At 57.3% G+C, this 21642-nt stretch carries 27 protein-coding genes; 14 read left to right on the top strand and 13 right to left on the bottom strand.

The window, feature by feature from the left end:
- Positions 1-44: 44 nt before the first annotated feature.
- A complete protein-coding gene (locus AC1D1L_RS06570) occupies positions 45-1145 on the bottom strand; it encodes an acyltransferase family protein (protein ID WP_477339876.1) in 1101 nt (366 codons plus the stop codon).
- Positions 1146-1383: 238 nt separating this feature from the next.
- On the opposite strand from AC1D1L_RS06570, the gene AC1D1L_RS06565 reads away from it, so the two are divergent.
- Positions 1384-1827 (top strand): hypothetical protein, encoded by a 444-nt coding sequence (locus AC1D1L_RS06565; RefSeq protein ID WP_112561741.1) that lies wholly within the window; start codon positions 1384-1386, stop codon positions 1825-1827.
- A gap of 75 nt (positions 1828-1902) precedes the next feature.
- Here AC1D1L_RS06565 and rimO read toward each other — a convergent pair whose 3' ends face one another.
- A complete protein-coding gene (gene rimO, locus AC1D1L_RS06560; RefSeq protein WP_477339874.1) occupies positions 1903-3216 on the bottom strand; it encodes a 30S ribosomal protein S12 methylthiotransferase RimO in 1314 nt (437 codons plus the stop codon).
- A gap of 141 nt (positions 3217-3357) precedes the next feature.
- Positions 3358-4017 (bottom strand): TerC family protein, encoded by a 660-nt coding sequence (locus AC1D1L_RS06555; RefSeq protein WP_477309421.1) that lies wholly within the window; start codon positions 4015-4017, stop codon positions 3358-3360.
- Here AC1D1L_RS06555 and AC1D1L_RS06550 point away from each other — a divergent pair.
- Positions 3992-4138, top strand: coding sequence for a hypothetical protein (locus AC1D1L_RS06550; protein WP_477340779.1), 147 nt, complete (start codon positions 3992-3994; stop codon positions 4136-4138). The genes AC1D1L_RS06555 and AC1D1L_RS06550 overlap by 26 nt on opposite strands.
- Before the next feature lie 42 nt (positions 4139-4180).
- Here AC1D1L_RS06550 and AC1D1L_RS06545 read toward each other — a convergent pair whose 3' ends face one another.
- On the bottom strand, positions 4181-4588 hold the full coding sequence (locus AC1D1L_RS06545) for a DUF930 domain-containing protein (protein ID WP_192254106.1): 408 nt from the start codon (positions 4586-4588) through the stop codon (positions 4181-4183).
- 456 nt (positions 4589-5044) lie between these two features.
- Here AC1D1L_RS06545 and AC1D1L_RS06540 point away from each other — a divergent pair, with 456 nt between their 5' ends.
- Entirely contained in the window at positions 5045-5332 is a 288-nt protein-coding gene (locus tag AC1D1L_RS06540; protein WP_477339872.1) for a hypothetical protein, read from the top strand.
- A gap of 623 nt (positions 5333-5955) precedes the next feature.
- On the opposite strand, the gene AC1D1L_RS06535 is transcribed toward AC1D1L_RS06540, so the two are convergent.
- Positions 5956-6327 (bottom strand): hypothetical protein, encoded by a 372-nt coding sequence (locus AC1D1L_RS06535; protein ID WP_477339870.1) that lies wholly within the window; start codon positions 6325-6327, stop codon positions 5956-5958.
- Between the two features lie 229 nt (positions 6328-6556).
- On the opposite strand from AC1D1L_RS06535, the gene AC1D1L_RS06530 reads away from it, so the two are divergent.
- Positions 6557-6838: a hypothetical protein gene (locus AC1D1L_RS06530; RefSeq protein WP_477339868.1), complete on the top strand. Its 282-nt coding sequence runs from the start codon at positions 6557-6559 to the stop codon at positions 6836-6838.
- A gap of 79 nt (positions 6839-6917) precedes the next feature.
- Entirely contained in the window at positions 6918-7178 is a 261-nt protein-coding gene (locus AC1D1L_RS06525) for a hypothetical protein (RefSeq protein ID WP_477339866.1), read from the top strand.
- A 40-nt stretch (positions 7179-7218) separates the two neighbouring features.
- Here the strand turns inward: AC1D1L_RS06525 and AC1D1L_RS06520 are convergent, their stop codons facing one another.
- Positions 7219-7527 carry a hypothetical protein gene (locus tag AC1D1L_RS06520; protein WP_477339864.1) on the bottom strand — a complete coding sequence of 103 codons (309 nt, stop codon included), beginning with the start codon at positions 7525-7527 and terminating at the stop codon, positions 7219-7221.
- Positions 7528-7837: 310 nt separating this feature from the next.
- The gene (locus AC1D1L_RS06515) at positions 7838-8080 is read right to left on the bottom strand and encodes a hypothetical protein (RefSeq protein ID WP_477339862.1); all 243 of its coding nucleotides are present in this window, start codon (positions 8078-8080) and stop codon (positions 7838-7840) included.
- A gap of 491 nt (positions 8081-8571) precedes the next feature.
- Here AC1D1L_RS06515 and AC1D1L_RS06510 point away from each other — a divergent pair, with 491 nt between their 5' ends.
- The gene (locus tag AC1D1L_RS06510) at positions 8572-9153 is read left to right on the top strand and encodes a hypothetical protein (RefSeq protein WP_477339860.1); all 582 of its coding nucleotides are present in this window, start codon (positions 8572-8574) and stop codon (positions 9151-9153) included.
- A gap of 468 nt (positions 9154-9621) precedes the next feature.
- Here AC1D1L_RS06510 and AC1D1L_RS06505 read toward each other — a convergent pair whose 3' ends face one another.
- Entirely contained in the window at positions 9622-10212 is a 591-nt protein-coding gene (locus AC1D1L_RS06505; protein WP_477340727.1) for an NrsF family protein, read from the bottom strand.
- Positions 10213-10411: 199 nt separating this feature from the next.
- Between AC1D1L_RS06505 and AC1D1L_RS06500 the strand changes: the two genes are divergently transcribed.
- The gene (locus AC1D1L_RS06500) at positions 10412-10642 is read left to right on the top strand and encodes a hypothetical protein (protein WP_477339858.1); all 231 of its coding nucleotides are present in this window, start codon (positions 10412-10414) and stop codon (positions 10640-10642) included.
- Positions 10643-10699: 57 nt separating this feature from the next.
- On the opposite strand, the gene AC1D1L_RS06495 is transcribed toward AC1D1L_RS06500, so the two are convergent.
- The gene (locus AC1D1L_RS06495) at positions 10700-11602 is read right to left on the bottom strand and encodes an AbiTii domain-containing protein (protein ID WP_477339856.1); all 903 of its coding nucleotides are present in this window, start codon (positions 11600-11602) and stop codon (positions 10700-10702) included.
- Positions 11603-11775: 173 nt separating this feature from the next.
- Positions 11776-12156 (bottom strand): hypothetical protein, encoded by a 381-nt coding sequence (locus tag AC1D1L_RS06490; protein ID WP_477339854.1) that lies wholly within the window; start codon positions 12154-12156, stop codon positions 11776-11778.
- An 828-nt stretch (positions 12157-12984) separates the two neighbouring features.
- Between AC1D1L_RS06490 and AC1D1L_RS06485 the strand changes: the two genes are divergently transcribed.
- Positions 12985-13842: an ATP-dependent DNA ligase gene (locus AC1D1L_RS06485; RefSeq protein ID WP_477339852.1), complete on the top strand. Its 858-nt coding sequence runs from the start codon at positions 12985-12987 to the stop codon at positions 13840-13842.
- A 501-nt stretch (positions 13843-14343) separates the two neighbouring features.
- On the top strand, positions 14344-14670 hold the full coding sequence (locus AC1D1L_RS06480) for a hypothetical protein (protein WP_477339850.1): 327 nt from the start codon (positions 14344-14346) through the stop codon (positions 14668-14670).
- Between the two features lie 169 nt (positions 14671-14839).
- On the opposite strand, the gene AC1D1L_RS06475 is transcribed toward AC1D1L_RS06480, so the two are convergent.
- Positions 14840-15148, bottom strand: coding sequence for a hypothetical protein (locus AC1D1L_RS06475; protein WP_477339848.1), 309 nt, complete (start codon positions 15146-15148; stop codon positions 14840-14842).
- Between AC1D1L_RS06475 and AC1D1L_RS06470 the strand changes: the two genes are divergently transcribed.
- From AC1D1L_RS06470 to AC1D1L_RS06450, 5 genes are all read left to right on the top strand, one after another.
- A complete protein-coding gene (locus AC1D1L_RS06470) occupies positions 15147-15335 on the top strand; it encodes a hypothetical protein (RefSeq protein ID WP_477339846.1) in 189 nt (62 codons plus the stop codon). The genes AC1D1L_RS06475 and AC1D1L_RS06470 overlap by 2 nt on opposite strands.
- Positions 15336-15806: 471 nt before the next feature.
- Complete coding sequence (locus tag AC1D1L_RS06465; RefSeq protein ID WP_477339845.1) at positions 15807-16934, top strand: tyrosine-type recombinase/integrase; 1128 nt, start codon at positions 15807-15809, stop codon at positions 16932-16934.
- A 187-nt stretch (positions 16935-17121) separates the two neighbouring features.
- A complete protein-coding gene (locus tag AC1D1L_RS06460; RefSeq protein WP_477339843.1) occupies positions 17122-17328 on the top strand; it encodes a helix-turn-helix transcriptional regulator in 207 nt (68 codons plus the stop codon).
- A 58-nt stretch (positions 17329-17386) separates the two neighbouring features.
- Complete coding sequence (locus AC1D1L_RS06455; RefSeq protein WP_477339841.1) at positions 17387-17647, top strand: hypothetical protein; 261 nt, start codon at positions 17387-17389, stop codon at positions 17645-17647.
- 103 nt (positions 17648-17750) lie between these two features.
- The gene (locus AC1D1L_RS06450) at positions 17751-18857 is read left to right on the top strand and encodes an AAA family ATPase (protein ID WP_477339839.1); all 1107 of its coding nucleotides are present in this window, start codon (positions 17751-17753) and stop codon (positions 18855-18857) included.
- A gap of 599 nt (positions 18858-19456) precedes the next feature.
- Here the strand turns inward: AC1D1L_RS06450 and AC1D1L_RS06445 are convergent.
- Both AC1D1L_RS06445 and AC1D1L_RS06440 read right to left on the bottom strand, forming a co-directional pair.
- The gene (locus tag AC1D1L_RS06445; protein WP_477339837.1) at positions 19457-19912 is read right to left on the bottom strand and encodes a phasin; all 456 of its coding nucleotides are present in this window, start codon (positions 19910-19912) and stop codon (positions 19457-19459) included.
- Between the two features lie 1276 nt (positions 19913-21188).
- The gene (locus AC1D1L_RS06440) at positions 21189-21380 is read right to left on the bottom strand and encodes a hypothetical protein (protein WP_477339835.1); all 192 of its coding nucleotides are present in this window, start codon (positions 21378-21380) and stop codon (positions 21189-21191) included.
- Positions 21381-21642: the final 262 nt, after the last annotated feature.

The following is a 21642-nucleotide window of genomic DNA, read 5'->3' as shown; positions in this document are numbered from 1 at the left end:
CCCAGGAAACGCAAAGCAAAAAGGGCGCCCTCTGGCGCCCTTTCTCATTTCGCGGGCTGTGCGCTCCTGCCGCGAAACCGAGCCAGCGCGGTATCGAGCGCGCCGCCGATCCAGGCCTTCAACCTGCGCTGGGCCGGCCGTTCGAAATACTGCCGGATCACCCAGGAAAGCAGAACCATGAGCGCGACACAGCCTAGCGCTGCAGCCCATTTGCCGACCAAAGGTGCGGCGCTATTGATGGCGATATAGCCGATTTTCGGGTGCAGGAGATAAAGCGGGTAGGTCAGCCCGCCCAGCGCCAGCGTCAGTGCGGACGGCACGACATAGCTGCGCAGCAGGATCGCGCCTATCAGCACGGAATGCATGACGATGTTGGCGATCACCAGATGCGGCTGCGAAACGGCAATGCCGTATTCTCTGAGCATCCACTGCTGCGTCACCGACAACGTGCTGCAGGACAGAAGGAAGGCCGCACCAAGCAGCAGCAGGGCTGCCAGGGAGCGGCCATGCGCATGGATGTGGTGGACGAGTACGCCGGCGGCGAAGAATGGACCGAATTCGGTGATGAACAGCAGCCTTGCCGCACGGCTTTCGATGAAGAACTCGTTCGACGCCGAGATCGCCAGCCAGACGAAGATCAGCCCAAGCTTCCACCTCTGGAAAACGCCACCGAGCAGAGCGAGCGTCACCCAGCCGTAGAACACCAGTTCAAGCAGGATCGACCAGTAGACGCCGTCCATGAAAGGCTGGCCCAAGGCCGGCGCAAACATCGACAGATTGGCTGCATATTGACCGAGCGAAGTTGAAAACAGCGGTGCACCGAAAGCCATGACGATGACGAAGGTGATCGTCATGCACAGGAGGTAGCCGGGGTAGAGGCGTACGAAACGCGCGATCGCAAACTCTTGCCAGAAGCGGCCTTCCGCCGACCAGGCAATGACGAAGCCGCTGATCAGGAAGAACAGATTGACGCCGAGATAGCCGTAGAGGGCGAACGGCGCCACGCTCGGATAGCCCTCGGCCAGCGCGCCCTCGGCAGCCGCGCCGCGAAAGAAGTAATGGAAGAACACCACAGCCAACGCCGCCGCCAGCCTCAACAGGTCAAGCGTCGCGATATGATCCTGTCGGGCAGGTCTGGCATCCATGCGAAGTCTCGGCGTTTACGGCCCGGAAACCATAACGCAGATCTCGACGAAACAGGGTAAACAGCGGCAAATATCGCGAAATTTGGTAAATGGCGGCGGAAGCATCCGACCGGGCACAATTGTCTGCGACACGGGCTCCGTGACCCCCTTCACAGACGAAGTTGCTTTTTACTTGCATGCTCATCTTGCGGCCTGACGAAATCGGCCGACGTTACTAATTTGAGCAGGAGAATGTCTTATGCAATTGAGCAAAAAACTCTTAGCCATTATCGGTAAACGCATTCCAGCCATTTATGACGTCATCCCGCGCGGACCACAGGGGCGGCTCGCGCAAATCGCACTCAATCCTCAGCCGCTCCCGCCTCACGAACTGGGCGCCGCGATCGCGGACGAATTCGTCCGATCCGCCTGGTCCGCCGAGCGAGGCGGGCTCGATAGCAAGGCGTTGATGAGCGACCTCGACGATTGGTGCCCGACGCGACCGAAGATACCGAAGCTGCCCCCGTGGTGGCCGCCGATTCCGGAACCCGAGCCGCATCCCGAATGGTTCGTAGACTATCATCTGGGATTTGCTGCACGGCTGTCCGTGGTCGCGGCCGGCTCGGCGGGCACGCGGCTGGACAAGACCCTCAATCAGGCGATCGATCGGTCGCTGGCCGCAATGGAATCGGTCAAGCTCTGAAGAAAACGCAACACCGCCTTACCAGGGGTGTGCCAAAATCGGAGGGCGCCGGGGAGGCGCCCTTTCGGCGGTTTTCTAGACCGCTGAACCGTAAAGATCGTAGGCGTCGGCGCGGTCGATCTTGACGGTGACGATGTCGCCTTGGCGCAGCGGACGGCGCGACTGGATGTGCACCGAACCGTCGATCTCCGGCGCGTCGTATTTGGTGCGGCCCTTGGCCGAGGTGCCATGTGCCTCGTCGATCAACACCGGCAGGCGCTTGCCGACCTTCTTGGCCAGCTGTGTCGCCGAGATCTTCTGCTGGCGCTGCATGAAGCGGTGCCAGCGCGCTTCCTTGATCTCCTGCGGCACCTGTTCCAGGCCGAGATGGTTGGAGCGGGCGCCCCGGACCGGCTCGTATTTGAAACAGCCGGCGCGGTCGATCTTGGCCTCGTCCAGCCAGTCGAGCAGCATCTCGAAATCCTCGTCGGTCTCGCCAGGAAAGCCGACAATGAAGGTCGAGCGTATCGCGAGGTCCGGGCACACGTCGCGCCAGCCGCGAATGCGCTCCAGCGTCTTTTCGCCGTGGGCGGGCCGGCGCATGTTCTTCAGCACCTGCGGCGAGGCGTGCTGGAACGGGATGTCGAGGTAAGGAAGAATTTTTCCCTCGGCCATCAGCGGAATGACATCGGCCACATGCGGGTAGGGATAGACATAGTGCATGCGCACCCAGATGCCGAGCTTGCCCAGTTCCTCCGACAGGTCGAGGAATTTCGCCCGCACTTCGCGGTCGCCGAAAATCGAGGTCTGGTACTTGATGTCGATGCCGTAGGCGCTGGTGTCCTGCGAGATAACCAGCAATTCCTTGACGCCGGCCTTGGCCAGTTTCTCGGCCTCGCGCAGCACGTCGGCCGCCGGCCGGGAGACGAGGTCACCGCGCAATGCCGGAATGATGCAGAAGGTGCAGCGGTTGTTGCAGCCTTCCGAAATCTTCAGATAGGCGTAGTGGCGCGGCGTCAGCTTCACGCCCTGCGGCGGCAACAGGTCGATATAGGGGTCGTGGCTCGGGGGTGCCGCCTCATGCACCGCTGCCATCACGCTTTCATAAGCCTGCGGTCCGGTGATGGCGAGCACATTGGGGTGCTTTTCGCGGATCACGTCGGGCTCGGCGCCGAGGCAGCCGGTGACGATCACCCTGCCGTTTTCCGAAAGCGCCGAACCGATGGCGTTGAGCGACTCGTCGCGCGCCGAATCGAGGAAGCCGCAGGTGTTGACGACGACGAGATCGGCGCCGTCATGCTTGCGCGCGATCTCATAGCCTTCGGCGCGCAGGCGCGTGATGATGCGCTCGGAATCCACAAGGGCCTTCGGGCATCCAAGGCTGACGAAACTGACGCGAGGCGCAGACATGAGAAAACATTCCTTTTCGGGATAGGCGGCCCAGTACCACACTTATTGCGGCATTGGTATGGGCAGCGGCTGCGGCGAACGCGACCGCAGCTGCTTCCAGCTGACACCCAGGCTGTTACAGAAGTGATCTGACCGGCAGCGTCAGCTCACCACAGGACTGACATGCGGCCAGACCTCGACCACGCCGCGATAGACCATGTCGAGCGCGACATAGAGGATGATCAGCAGGCCGATATAGGCGATCCAGCGGTAGCGGTGCAGCAGCCTGGCAATGAAGCTCGCGGCAAGGCCCATCAGCGCAATCGACAGCACGAGGCCGATGACCAGCACCGGGAAATGATCGCGCGCCGCACCGGCGACCGCCAGCACATTGTCGAGCGACATCGAGACATCGGCGACGACGATCTGAAGCGCTGCCTGGCCGAGCGTCTTGCGCGCCTTGCCGGTCGCAACCGTCTTGTCGCCGTCGAGATCGGCATTGGCCAGCGCCTCGGTCGCCTCCTGCTCGTCGGCGTGGGACGTCCGCAGCTCGCGCCACATCTTCCAGCACACCCACAACAAAAGGATGCCGCCGGCCAGCAGCAGGCCGACGATTGCCAACAGCTTGACGGTGACGGCGGCAAACAGGATGCGCAGCACTGTTGCAGCCAGGACGCCGATGAGGATGGCCTTCTTGCGCTGCTCGACCGGCAGACCGGCTGCAGCCAAACCGATGACGATGGCGTTGTCGCCGGCAAGCACCAGATCGATGGCGATGACCTGGAGGAGGGCTGTCATGCTTGCGGCGCTGAAAATGTCCATCGACCGGAGGCCTCTTTTTGTTCGCCGCGTGTTCGTCGTCGGATATGCCGACGCCCTAACGTGTATGGTTCCCGCGCGTCAAGAGAACGCTACGGGCAAGGCCAAAAAACCACAGGAATAGCGAAAGCTCGTTCTGCCAGAGAGAATTCTGGTTTTGGAAAATTCAGTCGTAGAGATTGTACTTCGCCCAGTCGGCTTCCGGGATCTCGTCACCGATGCGGTAACGGAACTGCAGAACCTCCATATGGTCCGGCGCCGTCTCGCATTTGAATTTCAGCCGGTACCATTGCCCCTTGCTGCGGAAGGCCGCGCCCGGGCTGCGGATGGCATCGGCTTTCATTTCCGGCGTCGCAAAGGCGTAGGCGACGACGCGGTCGGCCTTGTACTTGTGGTCGTCATGGCTGATGCGGTCGAGAACCTCTGCGTCGCATCGCTGTTCCAGCCGGGTCTGCGGATCGAGTTTCAGCAGGCCGGCGCGCAAAGCGGCGTCCATCGCGTGGGCAGGCCAGGCCAGCGTCAGGGACGCCAGGGCCGCAAGGAATAGTTTTTTCATGGGCGGGAGAACCAGCATATTTCGGTTCAAAAATCAACCGGAGTGCCGGCCCGGCCGCGTCCAGCCGGACTGGCAATTGAAACCAGAAACGGCGCGCAACGGTGCGACGTTGAAGGCGTAATCTTCCGGATGGAGCTGCGAGAACCAAGACAAAACGGCATCGCGTTACGGCCCTCGCGCAGACAGCCAGACAGACAGCAGCCCGGTGAGCGGCGGCGCCGGCTGGGGAAGACTGCAGGCCGGCCAATCACTACCGCTAACTTGGTAATGTGGATGCGACATGCGCGGCCTACTTCCATTGCAGGTGCCGCTTACCCCCAATCTCCAAGTTGATCAAACGACACTTGCGCCTTTAGCCTACCAAGATGTTCGCGCTCGTAGCTCAATCAGGTGCGCTGTCGGCAGGGGGTAGTTGGGGCCTCGCCGCTTCGCAAATGGAGCAATACCAATGCTAAACTTTGTGAGGGACGCATCATGACCGATCCCATCATCATGGACTTAGTCGAAACGGCCATCATCCCCGATGTCTTCATTTCAGGGATGGCCGACATGGAAAATTTGGGAGACGGGAATTTCCGGTGCACATTCTACAGCCGGCAGCGAGCGATCTACGAGCGTGGAAAGTTCGAACGCGTCGTTGTGTGCCGCCTCGTCATGTCGGCTGCCGCGGCTCAAGCGACGCTGAAACAAATCGCACATGCCGTTGAGCGGGCATCGGATAACACAGATTCCATCAGCTTTACTGGTGGGGCACTGCAATGACAATCCATCGTCTACACCTCGCCATCGCGTAAGGAATTAACAAGTCCCCGCCCGAACGCGCGCTGGTGAGGCCTCCACCCCGTCAGGCCGTCAAGGTGTTGCTAATATACAGCATCGACTGCATCTCTGACTTCCTCACGCGCGGAACCGCTTCCAAGGACTGTCCGATAGCGCCAATATGCCCCCGCTAACGACGCAAGGCGACGAAGATGGACAAGCGACAAAACACAAAAAATATTGAGTTGTACGGTCTCCTAGCCGTTCCGTTGTCACTCCTCATTACGGTGTTGTTTGCCGGAATGATCCTCGGCTAGCCGACAGGGGCATACACTTAGAGCCCGCGCTGCGCCCGGCGCCACCGGCAAGCCTGGGCAGCCGGTTGGTGTGGTGGGTCGTGATTTAGCCCTGGTGAAGTGACCGTCAATCGTCCCTGACGCTATCCCGCGATTGCCATTCCAATGCCGACGCCCAGGCTGATTCCAGGGCGGCCCGGCACCTGGCCGAGGAAGCCAAGTACGCGCCGGGCCTGGCCGGGGCATGGACCTCAAAACCGGCTTGAAATCTATAACGCGCCCAAGCGGGCATGGCGGGCTTTTTTCGCGCATGACGACGTGCTTTTTCTGTCAATGATCATTCAGTTCGTTGAAACCGCATGCTTTGCAGCGATACGCGGGGTTCGGCTCCTCTTCGGGATGGAGCATCCTGACTGTACCGCGTTCCACCCAACAGATTGGGCAAGAGAAATTGCCTCCATATTGCGGCCGATACATTTTCAGGCGCCCGTTCGCGAGATCGGCGGCCTTGAGTCTTTCAGACATTTCAGCCAGGCTTTTGTAGGCTTCGGCGATTTGGTGTCGCAGGGCTTCCCGCTCGTTCGCTTGTGTGAGTGCTTGTTCCTTCGCGCGAAGAGTGAGTTTTTCGGCAAGCCGTTCCATCGGCTTGACGCCTCGTTGCTTGACCGGGATGGGCGGGCCGGGGTCTGATAGCTTCGTCATTGCTAACGAACAATTTCCCGTCGATTAAAATGTTCCGGAACTAATTCAGCGCATGCTAATTGAATCCGCCGGGTGTGGGTCAGTGTATGCGTTTGAAGTTCGTCGAGCCGTTGATGCCGAGTGACCCATATTGGATCAGTCACTTGGCACCGCAATTGCGTGGGGCAGAATGTGTTGGGGGGTGAGGGGCCGCCACTTCATCGCGAAACGACGGAACGGGGTAAAGCAAATGCGGATGCTTGTCGGGCCTGCCAAACGGGAAGGAACTTCTCGAACCATCTTCGATCGACCGTTGATTGATGGCGATGTCAAACCTGGAACAGGCGGCCCGGTGATAACGATTGAAGCCGAGGGCATTTACTCGGATGATTCGAAATACCGATACCAGATTGAAATTACGCTTGGTGAACTTGAGGCACTTATCGGAAGCAGCGGCCCGGCACTTGGGGCGGGTAGGCCAGTAAGCACCGGGCCTAACCGGCGGGGGCATCAAGATGGCGGCGCCGGCTGATGGGAGATATACGCGCCCGCTAGTACAGGCGGAACACAACCAAATGAACGAATGACGCAACAAAAGGGTGGAAAGCCCTTTGGCATTTGATGATGCCCCAAGCGGGCCCCAGGAGGCGCGAGGCGCTTCGGCGGCGCAGGAAAGCGGCCAAGGGGAAACGCGCGCCTTGAGGCTTAGGTGGTCTCACCGAACCTCACTTTTGCATCAGCGAGGATTCCAGGCGCAGTCGCTCGCCTTCTGCGAAATCCTTGGCATCTCGTTCGAGTTCGAATTCACGCTTTTTGAGTTGTCCCTGCTCAACGATTTGGACGATCCACTGACCGCCGAAAAAAACGACTGAAACGCGGGCAGCCCATCAGAGAGCTTGCCCATTTTTAGGGCTACCCCTTATCGACAAGCGGGGTCTTCCGCGTGGGCGCTACATAGTAGCTCTGAACCATCCGCACATGCTCGACGTCGACAGTCACCAGGGGCCGGAGGCTGATGGTCACCTTATCGCCATCGATGCGAGTGATATGGCCGGTTAGCTCCATATGCTGGCCGATCACGGCGCTCGACGTCGAATCCAAAACCGAATGCGGGAAGGCATAGGAGGGTATCGTCACGCTTATGCGATCGGGCGTCACCCGACCGCGCACAACCGCCGTGACGGCGACCTCATCGCCTACTTTGATATTACCCCCAGCCATGACCTCAGCCCTAGGAGAATAGCCGGTGCAGGTTAACCCCAGACCCGCACTGCACCGGCTAAGCGAGCCTAGAAAACCTCGCTCCTGAAACGTATTTTATCGCATATTAGCAATCTCTCAATGAGACTGAATGCCCAAAGTCGCTGGGCACAAAGACGCAAGGCATGCCCAGCGCTACCCGGGGAATGGCCGGTGCAGTTGGGGTGCTTTGGGTTGCGGGACCGCACCGGCCACTGCGGGAAGGTGTTAAGCCCACCCACGTCGCTGACGCTAACGGCATATTAGCAATCACGCAATTAAGCCGATCGGTCTACCCAGACGTAGGCGGCTGCGCTGGCCCTGTCCCGTTCGGCTGGATGAACGGCGCCCTCTTGCCGGTGATGGTCACAATTGCCTTCAGCAACGGCTCGTGGACCTCACGAAGCGCCCGGTAGTGCTCGCTGTGGTACGCCAGGAGCGGCCTGATGATGCTCTTGTGCAGCGCTTCGGCTGCCGCCAGGAAGCTGTCAATTTCAGCCTGTGAAAGCCGTTCGGATGGTTTGGTTCTGGCCATTGGCGATCTCCGTTGAAGGGGTTCGCCGCAACGAGGACAATAATCCTACTTGCTGGGCCGGCTGGCAAGGTCGTGACGGGTTTTAATAGGATTTCAGGAGAGATTGTCGGCACCAGCGCAGCTTTTGCCGGCTGACCTCGGTCCTGATCGCGTACTCTGATCAGGTTTGTGAGGCTCGCCGGGCTTGAGGTCGTGGGGGGTCTTCGCCCGGCGAGTTTTTAAGCTGAACTGCGCCAAGTGCTTGCCGAGTGCTTGCCGAGTGCTGGGACCCCGTTCCAAGAGGTGAATATCGCAGTTTAGCTCGGGCTACATTATAAGATAAAACATTAGGAAAAACTGATATAAATGGTCGTTCCTTATTGTGGAAACTAGGAACTACGTCGGTCAAAATGATCCAAGCATTATGGATCAAGAAGTCTCTCTCAGGGTTTACTAATATGTGCAACCGGCAGAACGCTCGTTGGACGTATAGCAACCACAAGGAGAGTGACATGGCTAGTTTCTTCATGAGAACCGCCAGAGCATTGGCGAGTGGGGCAATGATTGCAGTTCTTAGCATTCCCGCCGGTGCCGACGGGATTGGTGTCGGCGCCGGTGCATCGGTGGGAGGCGGTGGCGGCATTAACGCAGGTGCGGGCGCATCGATTGGCGGCAGTGGTGGCGTAAAGGCTGGGGGCGGGGCCTCGGTCGGTGGATCGAGTGGCGTGAATGCGGGCCTTGGCGCGTCGATCGGCGGCGCCAGCGGCGTCAATGCTGGTGCGGGTGCAACAATCGGCGGCACCAGCGGGATTGCTGCCGGGGCCGGAGCGAACGTAGGCGGCACCGGAGGCATTACGGCTGGACTGGGCGCGACCGTCGGTGGCACCAGTGGTGTCGGCGTTGGCATAGGCGGCGTGCCTGGCACGTCTGGTACACCGGGCGTTCCTGGCACAACTGGAATTCCGGGTGTTGTTGCCGACATGTCGACCAGCCAGATCACTCGTATGAAGAAGCGCTGTGCGGACGTGCTTAATAGCTCTGGTACCTATGATCGAGACCTCCGGGAACTCTGTCTGTTGATCTCGCGACGCTGAGCGGTAAGCATCCGTGTACGGCTACGAACTCTCTAGCCGTTTGGCCAAGCCCGCCGCCGAAAGGCGGCGGGCAGACTGAATGCCACTGCTTTCATAATTTCCTCAACCTTACGTCGGCGCCGCCGCCGTTCTCGGGGATGAACTCGACGCCAGCCGCTTCCAGAGCCCGCTGGAGCTTTAGTATAGTGTCAGGGTCACCGCCGGATTTGCCGGTCTCGATATTGGTGATCGTGCAAGGTGGTTGGCGGGCCATGCCCGACGAAGATGAGCACTACGAAAGCATCATAAGCATCTAATACCATTGAATATGTTCGGCCTTGTGCGGCGATCGGCGGTCTTCGGTGGCGATTGCGTAGCTCACGGGAGCTATAGCGGATGTTTGGCGGGCAGTTTTGCGATTTCCCTCCTCACCTCGACCCTTCGTCAGCGACGTTTAGCCTCCCAAGCAATGGGAGCAATCGCCGTCACTCAATCGCTCTTCCCACTTGCAGTGCTCGACACCTTCCGGCTGAAGATCGCGGCGCCCGCGAGGAACAGAACCGCCGTACCAAGGTTCCATCCGAGGATCATCGCGGTCGCATCGAGCGGATGGAACATCGACAGGGCCGTCGCGGTGATCGCCGATACCGCGAGGCTTCCCATCAGGATGACCGATGTGGGCCGTAGCGCCGCCGTGTAGCGCAGCATCGCCAGCATCAGCAGCGACAGAGGCAGGCTGGTCAGCACAAGAGTCGCGAGGCAACCGGACGCGGCCTCAACGGTGATTGCGCCTGGCGGCACAGGCACCCAGCCTGCGAAGCACTGATAGCCGATCGTCGACAGCCAGACTGCGAGCGCCGGGGCGGGCAAAAGAAGCCATCGGCGGGACCGGTCCGGCAGGCTGACGAAGAAAGTGGCGATTGTCGCAAGGACGCCGGTTATGAGCGACGAGATCATGTTGATGGCGAACACGGCATCCTGCATACGCTCGGCAAATTGCGGCCGCACACCGTGGCTGACCGTCATTAGGCCCATGATCGCCGCGGCAAGCAGGAGCCAAAACGGTCCTTCAAGCCGCATGGTCAGGCGAGATAAGCCCGGACGAGGCCAAGCAGTTGCTCGATGCAATCGCGGCAGGGAAGGGGATAATTGAGGATGGCGAGCTATTGCGGCGCGTCGAACAATTGGAAGCGGCCAAGCGCTAATGCGCCAATCCCAACGCGTCGCCCTGGCTAAGCGTCTAGACAAGTTGGCGCCCAGTTGCGACCGGCAATTCTCGATGGCAGGATTGAGTCGCGATCAATTGGCGTTCCTCGACGCGTTCCACATCACGCTAGGGATGCTGTTCAATCCGGTCGACAAATACACCTATACGCTCGCGGCGGATGGCTCCGCATTGGTCGCGAAGCTTTTCCAGATTACGGCCACTGCGGCGGCAAATGTGGACGTTATCGAGCAGACCGATGCGCCGGAAATTGCTCAAGCGAAATACCGGAATTGGATGGGATAATTTCTGCCACGGCGGGATGAGCAGAAAATATCCCCTCCAAAGTTTCTCTCGGAAGTCTCACGATCCGAGTAGCTTGAGCGCGGCCGCAATTAGGGACATAGCGCCCTCGGCCGTTAGATTTCCTGCCGCCCCGACAAGTGCTTCCCGAGCATCAGAAAGAAGTGCCTTTAAACGTCCGCCATTCGGTTGAGCGTTCGTTGCCTCGCGCTCGATCGCTTCCACCGCATTCTTTAAGCGCGGCCCATTTGCGCCGGCTCGTTCTAGATCGGGGACGAACTCTCGAATTTTGCGAACAATTTCTAAGATCTGGCTGGATGACGACACGGAAACACTGATGTCACCAGCTGTATTTCCGCTGCCCATATTGCCAGCGAAGGTTCCTATAGAGTTTATGTTGTACGTCACAGACGAATCTTTCGCCAAGTTCCGTTCGTTGTCGTTGAATGAAAAACCTTCACCGAAAATTCCAGCTTTTTCTAAGTCAATTGCCCAATCGAGAACGAGATTTCTTACCGCATCTACTACACCTTGGCCTTGGCTGGTCGGGATGTGAATGGCCATTTGCCCGAACTTCACACCAAAATGATCATTCAATAGAATTATAGTCTCCGGGGGGAAGGGCATCTCCAAATGGCCCGTCGAATCGCGAATTACAACATCCTCCAAAGATGGAAGTGATTGTCTAATGTCGCACCTAGAAATGAGGTCGTTTTCCGCTTCGGTCGCCATCATCATCGGTACCCAACCTTGGAAAGGGTCGAATGCCTGCGCCCGACCGTAGAGTTTCCGATAACTCGGCAATTCAGGACCAAAATAGCCGTTTAATTCGTGTTCCACCCAATCTTCTACTTTGTTCAGTTTCAACTTCGCTGCCGCCACCTTCACCTTTCGGAGAAGGGTTGAAACCCGGATATTCGGATTAAGCGCGTCTCGCTGGATTTCCTCTACTAGACCGGCCATTTGCCCTCCCAAATCGCAACTCTTTGCGGTTTAGATTTAAGGTGTGCAATTACAGATTTCCATCCACGGTGCACTCATCATCCATCGCATGATCAGAAATGGCGCTCGGTGAGTAGCAAACATTCAAACAGATGCTAGGTGATATGCGCTCGCTAGCAACTTTTCCCAACAGCTCATTGATGGCTCAACGCCGCTGCTGCCAAATAAATTATTCCATTTGCGGATAGAGCTATGAGAAGCAAAGCCACAATATAAAGGATTTGTACTGGGTGCCACATCGTGCGCTGTGATTTTGCGAGGGGCGGGAGCAACGTATCGCCTATCCGGCGAACAACGACGATAATCCGCAGGCATAAGAAAACCGAAAAACAGACGGGCGCAACTAGGGGCATGAGCCGTACAGTTAAGTCATACCAGTTCTGGTGAATTTCAATTTCATGCTTCACGCCAACAAAGCATGCAATTGCAAAACCCAGCGCCGTCAATACCATTCGGGCTAAATCGAACCACGGCTTTTCCCGGTCGAGTACTTCTTGAATTTCCTTAGCAGGCATCGCGCGACTCACGTTGAGGCAAGCACAGCATACGCGCATTTCGACAAGTCGATGATTGCCGTACGAATGCGGCACTCTTGATAAGAGAAAGGCGCTGTGATTGCTCACAGCGCCGATCCCATTCCTACATGATCAGCTTGAGGATGGTCGCTGCTGCCCAAAGGCAAAGCGCCACATCAATCTTAACCACGATGGTCAGACTGGTGCGTTTCCACATGGGGAAAGCCCCTTTCTAGACCACGCCGGCGCAGCCCATTAGGGTTGCGTGAAGCGCACCATCGAAGGACTTATACCCGGCCTTCATGGCAGCATCGGACCAGCTTTCGCGTTTCGAACCGCTTCCACTGGGTCCCGTCCGAATCTGGGGTGCGCCGCGGTTTTTCAACTGGCACTGCCAATCGATTCCGGGACGGGCCCAGTACGGGCCTCAGGTATGTGGCCCAGTGGGTGTCCGCTTTTCGAAGGCAGTTCCAGTGGGGGCCTGAGTGCGAATGATGTGGGGTTGTGAAAGCCGCCGCACAATCCCATTGCAAAAATTTCCAGCGGTTTCACGCCATCGTCGCGGCTATTCCTAACTCGCCGGCTCCTAGGCAGCTCGGATTTTCAGCCGCAGCTGGCTCACCGCTGGTGCTCGCCATTGTGAAACCAAACGTGGTGTTGGCAACCGGTTTTGGCTAGTCGCTCCAAATCCCCTAGCAAAATCAGAGAAAATGGCGGTCCAGTCCTCCGCCCACAGCGCCCCGTAACCAATCGAACATCGAATTCGCCTAAAATGCGCTGGAACTAAATTAGCAATTGCGCTTTGAATCGCGCGGTTGGGGTTAGTGCATGCGTCTAAAATTCGTTCCGCCATTGATGCCGACGTTGACCGATAAGCCTCCAGAGGGCGCCGGCTGGATTCACGAAGTCAAATTCGACGGCTACCGGTCTCAGATCGTCATTGATGGCGAAGGCGTCCGCATATTCACTCGGCGTGGCCTCGATTGGACTGCGAAGTATCGAGACCTAGCGAAGACGGCAGCAGCGCTCAATGCGGAAAGCGCGATCCTCGACGGAGAAATCGTCGTTCTCAACAAGGCGGGAGTTTCAGACTTTGGGGAATTGCGACGAGCAATCACACGTCGGCAACACGACCTGTATTTCGTCGCTTTCGATCTGCTGCACCTCAACGGCCACGATCTGCGCGATATGGCGTTGGAAGACCGTCGCGAAATCCTTGCCGAGTTGATCCCCGAAGGGCAGCACATTCAATTCAGCCAGGCGCTGCCCGGTGAGGCGAAAGCGATCTTCCATTTGATCGACCAAGCCGGCTTAGAGGGGATGGTCTCGAAGCGAAAGGACAGCGTCTATCGCAGCGGCGATTCAACGGCGTGGCTTAAGACGAAGGCGTACAGCATTAATGAATTCGAAGTGCTGGGCGTCGAGCGCGAGACAGGCAAGCCGGCCTTTGCTTTGATGGCAGAGCGCGGCACTGGACGCTATGTCGGATCGGCGTTCATCACCTTGAATCGCGAGATGCGCGAACGGCTCTGGCAGCGCGTCCAAGAGCATGCAGGACCGGCACCGAAGGGGATGAAGCGACCGGCAACGCAATGGGTCAAGCCGGGGCTAATTGGACGTGTAAAGCACCTTCGCGGCGAGGAAGATTTACGCCATGCATCGCTGCAGGATTTTCGGGAGGAGTAGCACTTACAAGCGCTTGCGCACGGTCGCAGCTCCAACCTACCTTGTGCTTTGAATCCCGACTAGTTCAAAAGCGTGCTCAGGGTAGGCAAGAATGGTAAGAATGGCTAGAAAACCTTGGAACCTTCAATTTGCTATAGCAAAAATGCTTTTGCATGTGAGCCAGATGAGGCATCGGTCATCACCGCTTTTTCTATGGTCGAAATTGGCAGTAATAGGGAAATCAAGAGCGGTAAGGCTAACCATTCTGATACCCCTTATCGGGACAGTCATTATATTCAATCAAAACCTACACGGAATGTTGCAATTTAGCAGTAAGTTTATTCATGACATTGGGGGAGATGTTGGAGCAAATGAAAACGCTTCCGGATTCTATGCAAATAATATATATTTTCTATATTTTGGAATGTGCTTTCTAGGATTTGGATCTTTTATATTCAGCTTTTATTGTCCCGATTCTATAAAAACGAGCCAAACATCGATAACTATCTATCTGCTACGGATTTGCGCGACAACAGCGTTGTAGCGAAGGCTAATCTGCAGTTCGTTCTGAACGCCTATCTAAAAAATGTTGGCCATCGATATCAAAAACCTAGAACCACTCAAAATCCAGAGTACCCGGTGGAGGTCGAGAACGACTTTGGTCAATTAATTCAAGAAATGTTCGATGCTACGATGGCAATGCCTGAGAACAAAGAATGGGCAACTGGCGGAGATGAAGATACAAATAAGTCAGATACTAGCGACCAATTTTTGTCGTCCATGTACACGGGATCTGGCTATCCAAACGTAAATGAAATAGCCTATAATGTCTGGAGTAGTCCGAAGTAATTTGGGCATTCACAATGCCATTCAAAAGCCTATCGTCAATTCACGCTAAAGATATAGCTTTCGTAATGTACAAAACTCTTAATTATAGCAAATATGAGGCAGCGGCTTTTAGTGTTCGCTCTTTATACGATTGGTTTTACTCTTTTGCTTATTCCAACAGCTGTAACATTCATCCGGCTTGCTTGGCATGCTTTAGCATTGATGTTGGGACATGCGCGATAGGTCGCTGCCCCGCTGCTTCCCAACCGGCATCTTTCCGGCTATTCGGATGCTCGCAAAAATGATGTTGGATGCCCGGCGCAGTAGCGTGTTGCGGTCGCGGCAATCCAATTTCGTCGCTCATGTCGACAGTGAACAAAATAAGAACAAAAAAGTCAAGCTCCCCTTGACCAGCTAGGAAAATGTTCTCTATCTCTGCCTGATCGGGTGATGCAAAGGACGGAGCGGCGAGGCGTTTAGCGCTGGCCGGCGAAGCCATGGGCGAGACTGCAGAAGGCAATTTCCGGATAGAGGTTTGGGATCGCGAGGAAAAGAACCTTGTCGAAACGATCTGCCGTTCGCCGGATTCATCGGTTAGTCAGGCGGCGTGGCACATGGCTATTCGCCGCCGTCCGGGGATGGTCCTAATCCACTATAACAGCCGGCATGTGATGAAGAAATCATAACGCCGGGCGAACCTACAATCTCGCCACAGACCATCGTTAAGGGCAGCGTGCATGCTGGATTGGACGTTTCGCTAGGTGATCTGCGCGAGTGGCATACGCTTCGCGCATGGTGCAAAAACTGCTCGCATCATGCCCAAGTTAAGCCGGCTGCGCTGGTCAAGCGCTACGGGAAAGACGCGCTTTTCAGCACGGTTGAACGGGCACTGTTTTGCACAAGTTGTGACAGGGGCGGGCCGGTGCGGCTGGAGATACACAAGCTGCCGAGGAACTAGCCGCGCCAGATTTTCGATTTGGCTACTCGTTTGGCTATCTAAGCCCCGGAAATTCAAGAAAAAGCACGATTTCCGGTTGACTTGGCGGAGGGAGTGTCCGCCTCTTTATGTAACATATTGAAATTACTAGAGCGTTGACCTTGCTATTTGCCGTATTTTCCCTATTTTCCGTATCGCGGTTATGGCAACGGGAATCGATATGGCCAAGCACCGGCTTTCCGAAACACGCATAAAGACCCTTCCGGTTGGCATCCATTCCGATGGAGACGGCCTGTTCCTAAGAGTAAGGAAGGAGGGAAGTCGCCAGTGGTTTTTCATTTATAGGCGAGCGAGCAAGCGTACCGAACTTGGCCTTGGAGGCTATGGCCAAGGGACGGCACCAGTCAACCTGGCTTTGGCCCGGGAGAAGGCGGAAGCCGTTAGGCAACGTCTGGCGCGGGGTGACGAGCTTTCTGCAAGGAAGACTTTCGCAGATGTCATGGATGACGTGCTCGAAGTGAAATCATCCGGTTTCCGGAACGAGAAGCACAAAGCGCAATGGGCGATGACGTTGCGAGAGTACGCCAAGCATCTGCATAAAATGCCCGTAGCAGGCATCACTCGCGATGACGTGGTCGAAACCTTGAAGCCTATCTGGGGAACGATACCGGAAACGGCCGATCGGCTCAGGATGCGAATTGCGTCCGTCATGGATCACGCGAAGGCGAGGGGGCTTTACGTTGGCGACAACCCAGCCGACTGGCGTGGTGGTTTAAAGAATCTGCTGCCGCCACGGCAAAAGCTCACGCGGGGTCACCACGCGGCYGTGGGGTATAAGGAACTGCCAGCCGTCATTAAGGCTCTGCGCACCGCTGCAGGCATATCCGCGCGAGCCGTCGAGTTCTCCTGTCTGACCGCAGCGCGAAGCGGGGAGGTACGCGGCGCGAAATTTGACGAATTCGATATGAAGCAGGGTCTTTGGGTCGTTCCGCCACAGCGAATGAAAGCCGGGCGAGAGCATCGCGTTCCGCTGTGCGACCGGGCAATCGAGATTATCGAGGCGATGAGGGAAGTCGCGACCACTGATGCCGTGTTCCCGATCAGCGACACGGCGATGGTGAAGGCGCTGCGGAAGGCCACGGGCGATGACTCCACACTTCACGGTTTGCGATCAAGCTTCAGAGATTGGTGCGGCGACGAGACGAGTCATCCCCGCGACGTGGCAGAGGCGGCGCTCGCGCACACGCTTAAGGACAAGACCGAAGCCGCTTACAGGCGCTCAGATGCGTTGCAAAAAAGACGCATCCTGATGGAAGACTGGTCGAAATACTGCGCTAGCGGCCAGTAACCGCATTTACTATATTGACAAAACTGGCGAAAACGCCTATTGGGAAAGTAAGTCGGTGCCTGTCGCCGGGACTCGCTTCTCCCGCCTAAATTAACGGCGGCCCTAACCCCTCATCATTGTCAGCTTTTGAAGCGCGCTTTGGCGTGCGCAATTTCCGCGCTTATCAGCGTTGGAATAGGGGAGAACTATGGACCATTCGAACGACAATACACCACGCTTGATGGCGCCTAAGGAGGCAGCTCTGGCCACCAGCCTTTCCCGACCACTTTTGAGTTTGATGGCTGACGAGGGCCAATTTCCAAAGGCAGTCAGGCTTGGCGAGCGGCGTGTTGCATATGTGCGGGCCGAGGTGGATGCGTGGATCGATGCCCGCATCGCGGCGAGGGCGGCTTAGCGTCCTCCTAAAAACCCACCGCGGAACCAACCGCGGTTCTCCAAATCAGGAACTCACCTTGAAAATCATTGCCTGTCGACCCGAACCGCCTGGCGGTTTCGGCAACGTCGTCGCGCGCGCTGACGTCGAGATCAGTGAAGATCTCCGCGTCTTCAACCTAAAGGTCTCACGGCGTCCAGCCGGTGGGTATTCCGTGTACGCCCCGAACGCCATGGGCGGACGCGTCATTACTTTCTCCATCGCACTTGCCCAAGAAATCGCCGCCGCCGCACTTGCAGCGCTTGAGGAGCAGAAGCCTTATGTCCGTTTCGAAGCCTAGTCCAAGTCTTGCCGGCGCGTGCGCGCGGGTGAGGTATTTCCCAGGCACAATAACGCAACTTTCAGATGGAACGGTCGTCGTCCACCAAATCAATGGAGAGGTGATGCAATATGTCGACGGTCAGCCGCGTCCGTACGTCGAAGAGGCAGCCAACGACAACCTCCCATTCATCAATCCAGCCGACTGGCACGGTGTCCCCGTACCGACGCGCGAATGGTTCCTAGATAAACTTATCCCCCGCCGGCAGGTTACCATCCTGAACGGCGACGGTGGCGTCGGAAAGTCCCTCCTGGCCCTGCAAATCAGTGCGGCGAGCGCGATGGGATGCGAAACTACCGGGGTACAGCCAATGGCTGGGCGCGTGATGTATCTCGGCGCAGAGGATGAGGCAGACGAGTTTCACAGGCGGCTGGCCGACATCACCTATCAGCACCACCGTCAGATGAGTGACCTTTCCGACTTCCGCCTTATCCCGATGGCCGACCGCGACGCGTTGCTTGCGCTGCCTGATAGAGCGGGCGTCATGCAGCCGACTGGAAACATGGTGAGGCTAAGGGAAAGGCTGACCGAGTTTCGACCGGCATTCCTAGTGCTGGACACTTCGGCGGACTTGTTCGGTGGCGACGAGATCAAACGAAATCAAGTCCGCCAGTTCATAGCTATGCTGCGCAAGCCAGCGATCGAACTGGACATGGCTGTACTTTTGCTCTCGCACCCGTCCATTCAGGGCATGCAAAGCGGCACAGGTTCTTCCGGCTCGACGGCATGGAGCAACAGCGTGCGCAGTCGCCTGTACCTGACCAGGGGCACAGACGATGAAGACATTCGCATTCTGACGACCAAGAAGGCCAATTACGGCAAGACCGGATCCGAGATGCGAATGCGCTGGCACGAAGGCGTGTTCGTCTTGGATGACGGCAAGCCATCGCCTGACGCATGGCTGATGAACGGGCGAGCCGACGACGCCTTTAAGAAATTGCTCTCGACGTTCAATAGGACGGGCCAGACGGTTTCGGACGTAACCGGCACGAACTATGCGCCGGCGAAGATGGCGAAACATGCCGAGGCCAATGGCGTTTCAAAGCCGCAGTTTACCGACGCAATGCAGCGGCTTTTGGAGTCAGGCAAAGTCAAGATCGTCATGGAGGGGCCGCCCTCACGGCAGCGAAAGCGGCTGATCCTGGCATCTGAAGATTACGGAGGGACATGATTCCACCGCAGCCTTCCACCGTCTTTCCACCGGGCTACCACCGCCTTCCACCGGCCTAGCCTCCACCACCCCTTATACCCCGCTGCCGGTGGAAGCACCTGCCGCCGGTGGAATCCGGCGGGCACTTCCACCCACCAGAACGAACGAGGAGAACAACACGAAATGGAACCTGAAGTGATCGCCTTAACCACCCAGTTCGATGCCGTCGCCCCTGATACCGGCAAGTCCGTCCGAGTTGTAGGAGTCGACATGAGCGACCCGCATATTAGGCCGAAGCTTATCTGCCTCGTTACCGACGGCAGCGGGACGTATGTCGAGGTCTACGATCGCGTGAAATTCAAGCAGCCCGGCGCCTAAACATGGAGGCCGCTCATGAAACGTTGTGCACGCACCACAAGCACGACAGTCAACGGCGAGACAGTCACCAAGCGCCGGATATCGTGGGAGGCTCTATGGAAGATACGGCCGGACCTGAAGCCGGCGAATGATAACGAGTGGCGGAGAATAGCAGCCAGGCATAGGTAGCCACCACGGCTCTCCGAAGTACTGAAGAGCCGTGGCTACCCGCCCCCGCCTGCTATCCGCCGCACCAAGAAAAACTAGGCGATCTTGATTTCCTTCATCGCCTTCTCGAAGGCGGTCTTCATCGGCTTGGAGACGTCCTCGAAAGCCTTGGTCGTGGCGGCCTGGAAGTCCTTGGCCTGCTCGACTGCACTTTCAATCTGCTTGCGAACGAAGGCGGTCTGCAGTTCGGCAAATTCGGAGGGCGACTTGACGGCGATTAGGGCTTCGAAATGCGCGAAGGCAGAGTTGGCGTTGGCGCGCAGAGCCGCGACGGTCTTGAGCGACAGGTCGCTGGAAACGGTCTTGGCGGTCTGGAAGCTCGACTCGAGAGCCTTCTGGGTCGTCTCGGATCCCGTCTTGAATTTGGCAAGAACTTCTTTCGACTGCTCGACGCCCTTTTCTGCGAAGGCACTGACCTGGTCGATAGCCTTGGATGCATCAAAAGCGGCGTTGTCGATAAATTCGGCGGTCTTTTCAGTGGTCTTGGACATCGTTTCCATCCTTCGTTGGGCGCGGCTTTTAAAAAGCTTCGCATTTGTATTAGCGTTACCTAACGTAAGTCTGTGTGCAATGCAACATTTTTGTTGCGTCGCACCATGATTTATTAACCTACTGCGGAAACGGACTGCCCGGCCCGGCCGGTTTCTCGATCTGGGATGACCACCCACCCAACGGGGTCTAGGTATGGCCAGTGGTTACCCGCTTAGACCGCTTCGGGGCTTACCTTGGCTAAACCTGTATAGAAAAACATTTAGCGGTGGGAAGATTTTCAATGCAAACCGCCAGGGATCTAGCCCGATCATCAACGACGGACGCGGTCACGGATTCCGCAAAACCCTACCGGCAAGCGCCTCAGTTGGGTTGAATTCTACGCACTGCGGCCGGACTTGCGGCCGGACAACGACAACGAACGGAGGTGTACGGCCGGCAGGTCCGAAGTCGTTCGGCCGGCGGAATGACACGTGGGCCAGTCGTGTCGTGGCCTTGGTTTTCCAGATCGGCACGAGGTGCCAATGGCTCCTGCTCAAGCTCGAGTACGGATCCGGCTGGCGTCCTCGCCGATCGAAGTGGACGGCTAGGCCCGCATCAACCGCAGCCAATACAGCGCACCGCTCGATCTGATCGTCCGACATCTCGCAATCGGGAACCTTGTCTCGCACTGACTGAACTGCCGCAAAGGTTGAAATGATGCGTCCGGGAGCAGAGCAGTCGATACATCCAGCGATAGCGTCAGTGACGTTATCAGGAACAAGATAGTTAAATTGGCGAGAGTTCGTTGTTGTGGAAGCTACGATCCGCTCTAGCATTTCGCCTTCTGAAAGCCCCAGTCGACGCTGGCGCCTGGAAATTAAATTAGCAATGGCTAATGGACGACGCGGGGCGTTATGCACCGTTTTCCTAGGGGCGGGGGCGTTACGACCGCCACCAGGCCACGATCCGAAACTACCAGCATGCCTCTCACCCGGATTTTTTTGATTAGTTCTGATTTTTCTGCCGTGCCGCACATCGCGGAAACGGACTGCCCGGCCAGGCCGGTTTCTCGATCTGGGATGACCACCCACCCAACGGGGTCTAGGTAGCGCCAGTGGTTACCCGCTTAGACCGCCTCGGGAGTTAGTCTTGCAAAACCGTAACAATTTCGATTTTTGTGGGATTTTCTTCCGGCAGCACGCGCTAGCACGGCCGCCCCGAGCCCATCAGGCGTCGTGCGGAAGGCGGTGCGCTTGGCCCAGGCTGCGCACAGGGCGTGGGACCGGCAGCCCGCAGTTATTCCGTCTTTGGTGGCACTTCGTTCGTTATAGTTTGAGTATCCGCAGCCTTCGACATATCGGCCTTCTCGACGCTCGCTGTTTTCTGCGTGTCGACGGATGCCTGTACCTTCTCGTGATATGGGCAATCGGCATAGGCGGCGGATACGCACAGGCCTAACGCTGTGGCTATTGCGAGGAATGTTTTCATCGTCATCTCCTCAATCGTTGAAGACGCAGCGTAAGCCCGCTGGCACCGATCGTAAAATCACATTTGCCACCGGGGGGGCGTCTCAAGACCTGTGCCAGTCGACTCCGGATACCGCCCGCATCAACAAACGCGTTATGCCGCAGGTTTTCATATTATTTTTTGGAGCGGTAGGGGCGGGTCAACTCCCTACCGCTCTTTCATGCCGTACCGCTGTGCCCCAGCAACGATAGCGCTATTACAAATTTTCCTCGCGCACGCGCAG

Source organism: Mesorhizobium sp. P2_D6, assembly GCF_056404315.1.
Note: the sequence above shows the minus strand (reverse complement) of the source record. Positions and strands in the feature narration are given on the sequence as shown.

What these genes read in the sequence shown, in the direction of transcription:
- AC1D1L_RS06570 (WP_477339876.1), bottom strand. Translation starts at nt 1,145, where the DNA reads ATGGATGCCAGACCTGCCCGACAGGATCATATCGCGACGCTTGACCTG.
- AC1D1L_RS06565 (WP_112561741.1), top strand. Translation starts at nt 1,384, where the DNA reads ATGCAATTGAGCAAAAAACTCTTAGCCATTATCGGTAAACGCATTCCA.
- rimO (WP_477339874.1), bottom strand. Translation starts at nt 3,216, where the DNA reads ATGTCTGCGCCTCGCGTCAGTTTCGTCAGCCTTGGATGCCCGAAGGCC.
- AC1D1L_RS06550 (WP_477340779.1), top strand. Translation starts at nt 3,992, where the DNA reads ATGCTTGCGGCGCTGAAAATGTCCATCGACCGGAGGCCTCTTTTTGTT.
- AC1D1L_RS06555 (WP_477309421.1), bottom strand. Translation starts at nt 4,017, where the DNA reads ATGGACATTTTCAGCGCCGCAAGCATGACAGCCCTCCTCCAGGTCATC.
- AC1D1L_RS06545 (WP_192254106.1), bottom strand. Translation starts at nt 4,588, where the DNA reads ATGCTGGTTCTCCCGCCCATGAAAAAACTATTCCTTGCGGCCCTGGCG.
- AC1D1L_RS06540 (WP_477339872.1), top strand. Translation starts at nt 5,045, where the DNA reads ATGACCGATCCCATCATCATGGACTTAGTCGAAACGGCCATCATCCCC.
- AC1D1L_RS06535 (WP_477339870.1), bottom strand. Translation starts at nt 6,327, where the DNA reads ATGACGAAGCTATCAGACCCCGGCCCGCCCATCCCGGTCAAGCAACGA.
- AC1D1L_RS06530 (WP_477339868.1), top strand. Translation starts at nt 6,557, where the DNA reads ATGCGGATGCTTGTCGGGCCTGCCAAACGGGAAGGAACTTCTCGAACC.
- AC1D1L_RS06520 (WP_477339864.1), bottom strand. Translation starts at nt 7,527, where the DNA reads ATGGCTGGGGGTAATATCAAAGTAGGCGATGAGGTCGCCGTCACGGCG.
- AC1D1L_RS06515 (WP_477339862.1), bottom strand. Translation starts at nt 8,080, where the DNA reads ATGGCCAGAACCAAACCATCCGAACGGCTTTCACAGGCTGAAATTGAC.
- AC1D1L_RS06510 (WP_477339860.1), top strand. Translation starts at nt 8,572, where the DNA reads ATGGCTAGTTTCTTCATGAGAACCGCCAGAGCATTGGCGAGTGGGGCA.
- AC1D1L_RS06505 (WP_477340727.1), bottom strand. Translation starts at nt 10,212, where the DNA reads ATGCGGCTTGAAGGACCGTTTTGGCTCCTGCTTGCCGCGGCGATCATG.
- AC1D1L_RS06500 (WP_477339858.1), top strand. Translation starts at nt 10,412, where the DNA reads ATGGCAGGATTGAGTCGCGATCAATTGGCGTTCCTCGACGCGTTCCAC.
- AC1D1L_RS06495 (WP_477339856.1), bottom strand. Translation starts at nt 11,602, where the DNA reads ATGGCCGGTCTAGTAGAGGAAATCCAGCGAGACGCGCTTAATCCGAAT.
- AC1D1L_RS06490 (WP_477339854.1), bottom strand. Translation starts at nt 12,156, where the DNA reads ATGCCTGCTAAGGAAATTCAAGAAGTACTCGACCGGGAAAAGCCGTGG.
- AC1D1L_RS06485 (WP_477339852.1), top strand. Translation starts at nt 12,985, where the DNA reads ATGCGTCTAAAATTCGTTCCGCCATTGATGCCGACGTTGACCGATAAG.
- AC1D1L_RS06470 (WP_477339846.1), top strand. Translation starts at nt 15,147, where the DNA reads ATGGGCGAGACTGCAGAAGGCAATTTCCGGATAGAGGTTTGGGATCGC.
- AC1D1L_RS06475 (WP_477339848.1), bottom strand. Translation starts at nt 15,148, where the DNA reads ATGGCTTCGCCGGCCAGCGCTAAACGCCTCGCCGCTCCGTCCTTTGCA.
- AC1D1L_RS06460 (WP_477339843.1), top strand. Translation starts at nt 17,122, where the DNA reads ATGGACCATTCGAACGACAATACACCACGCTTGATGGCGCCTAAGGAG.
- AC1D1L_RS06450 (WP_477339839.1), top strand. Translation starts at nt 17,751, where the DNA reads ATGCAATATGTCGACGGTCAGCCGCGTCCGTACGTCGAAGAGGCAGCC.
- AC1D1L_RS06445 (WP_477339837.1), bottom strand. Translation starts at nt 19,912, where the DNA reads ATGTCCAAGACCACTGAAAAGACCGCCGAATTTATCGACAACGCCGCT.
- AC1D1L_RS06440 (WP_477339835.1), bottom strand. Translation starts at nt 21,380, where the DNA reads ATGAAAACATTCCTCGCAATAGCCACAGCGTTAGGCCTGTGCGTATCC.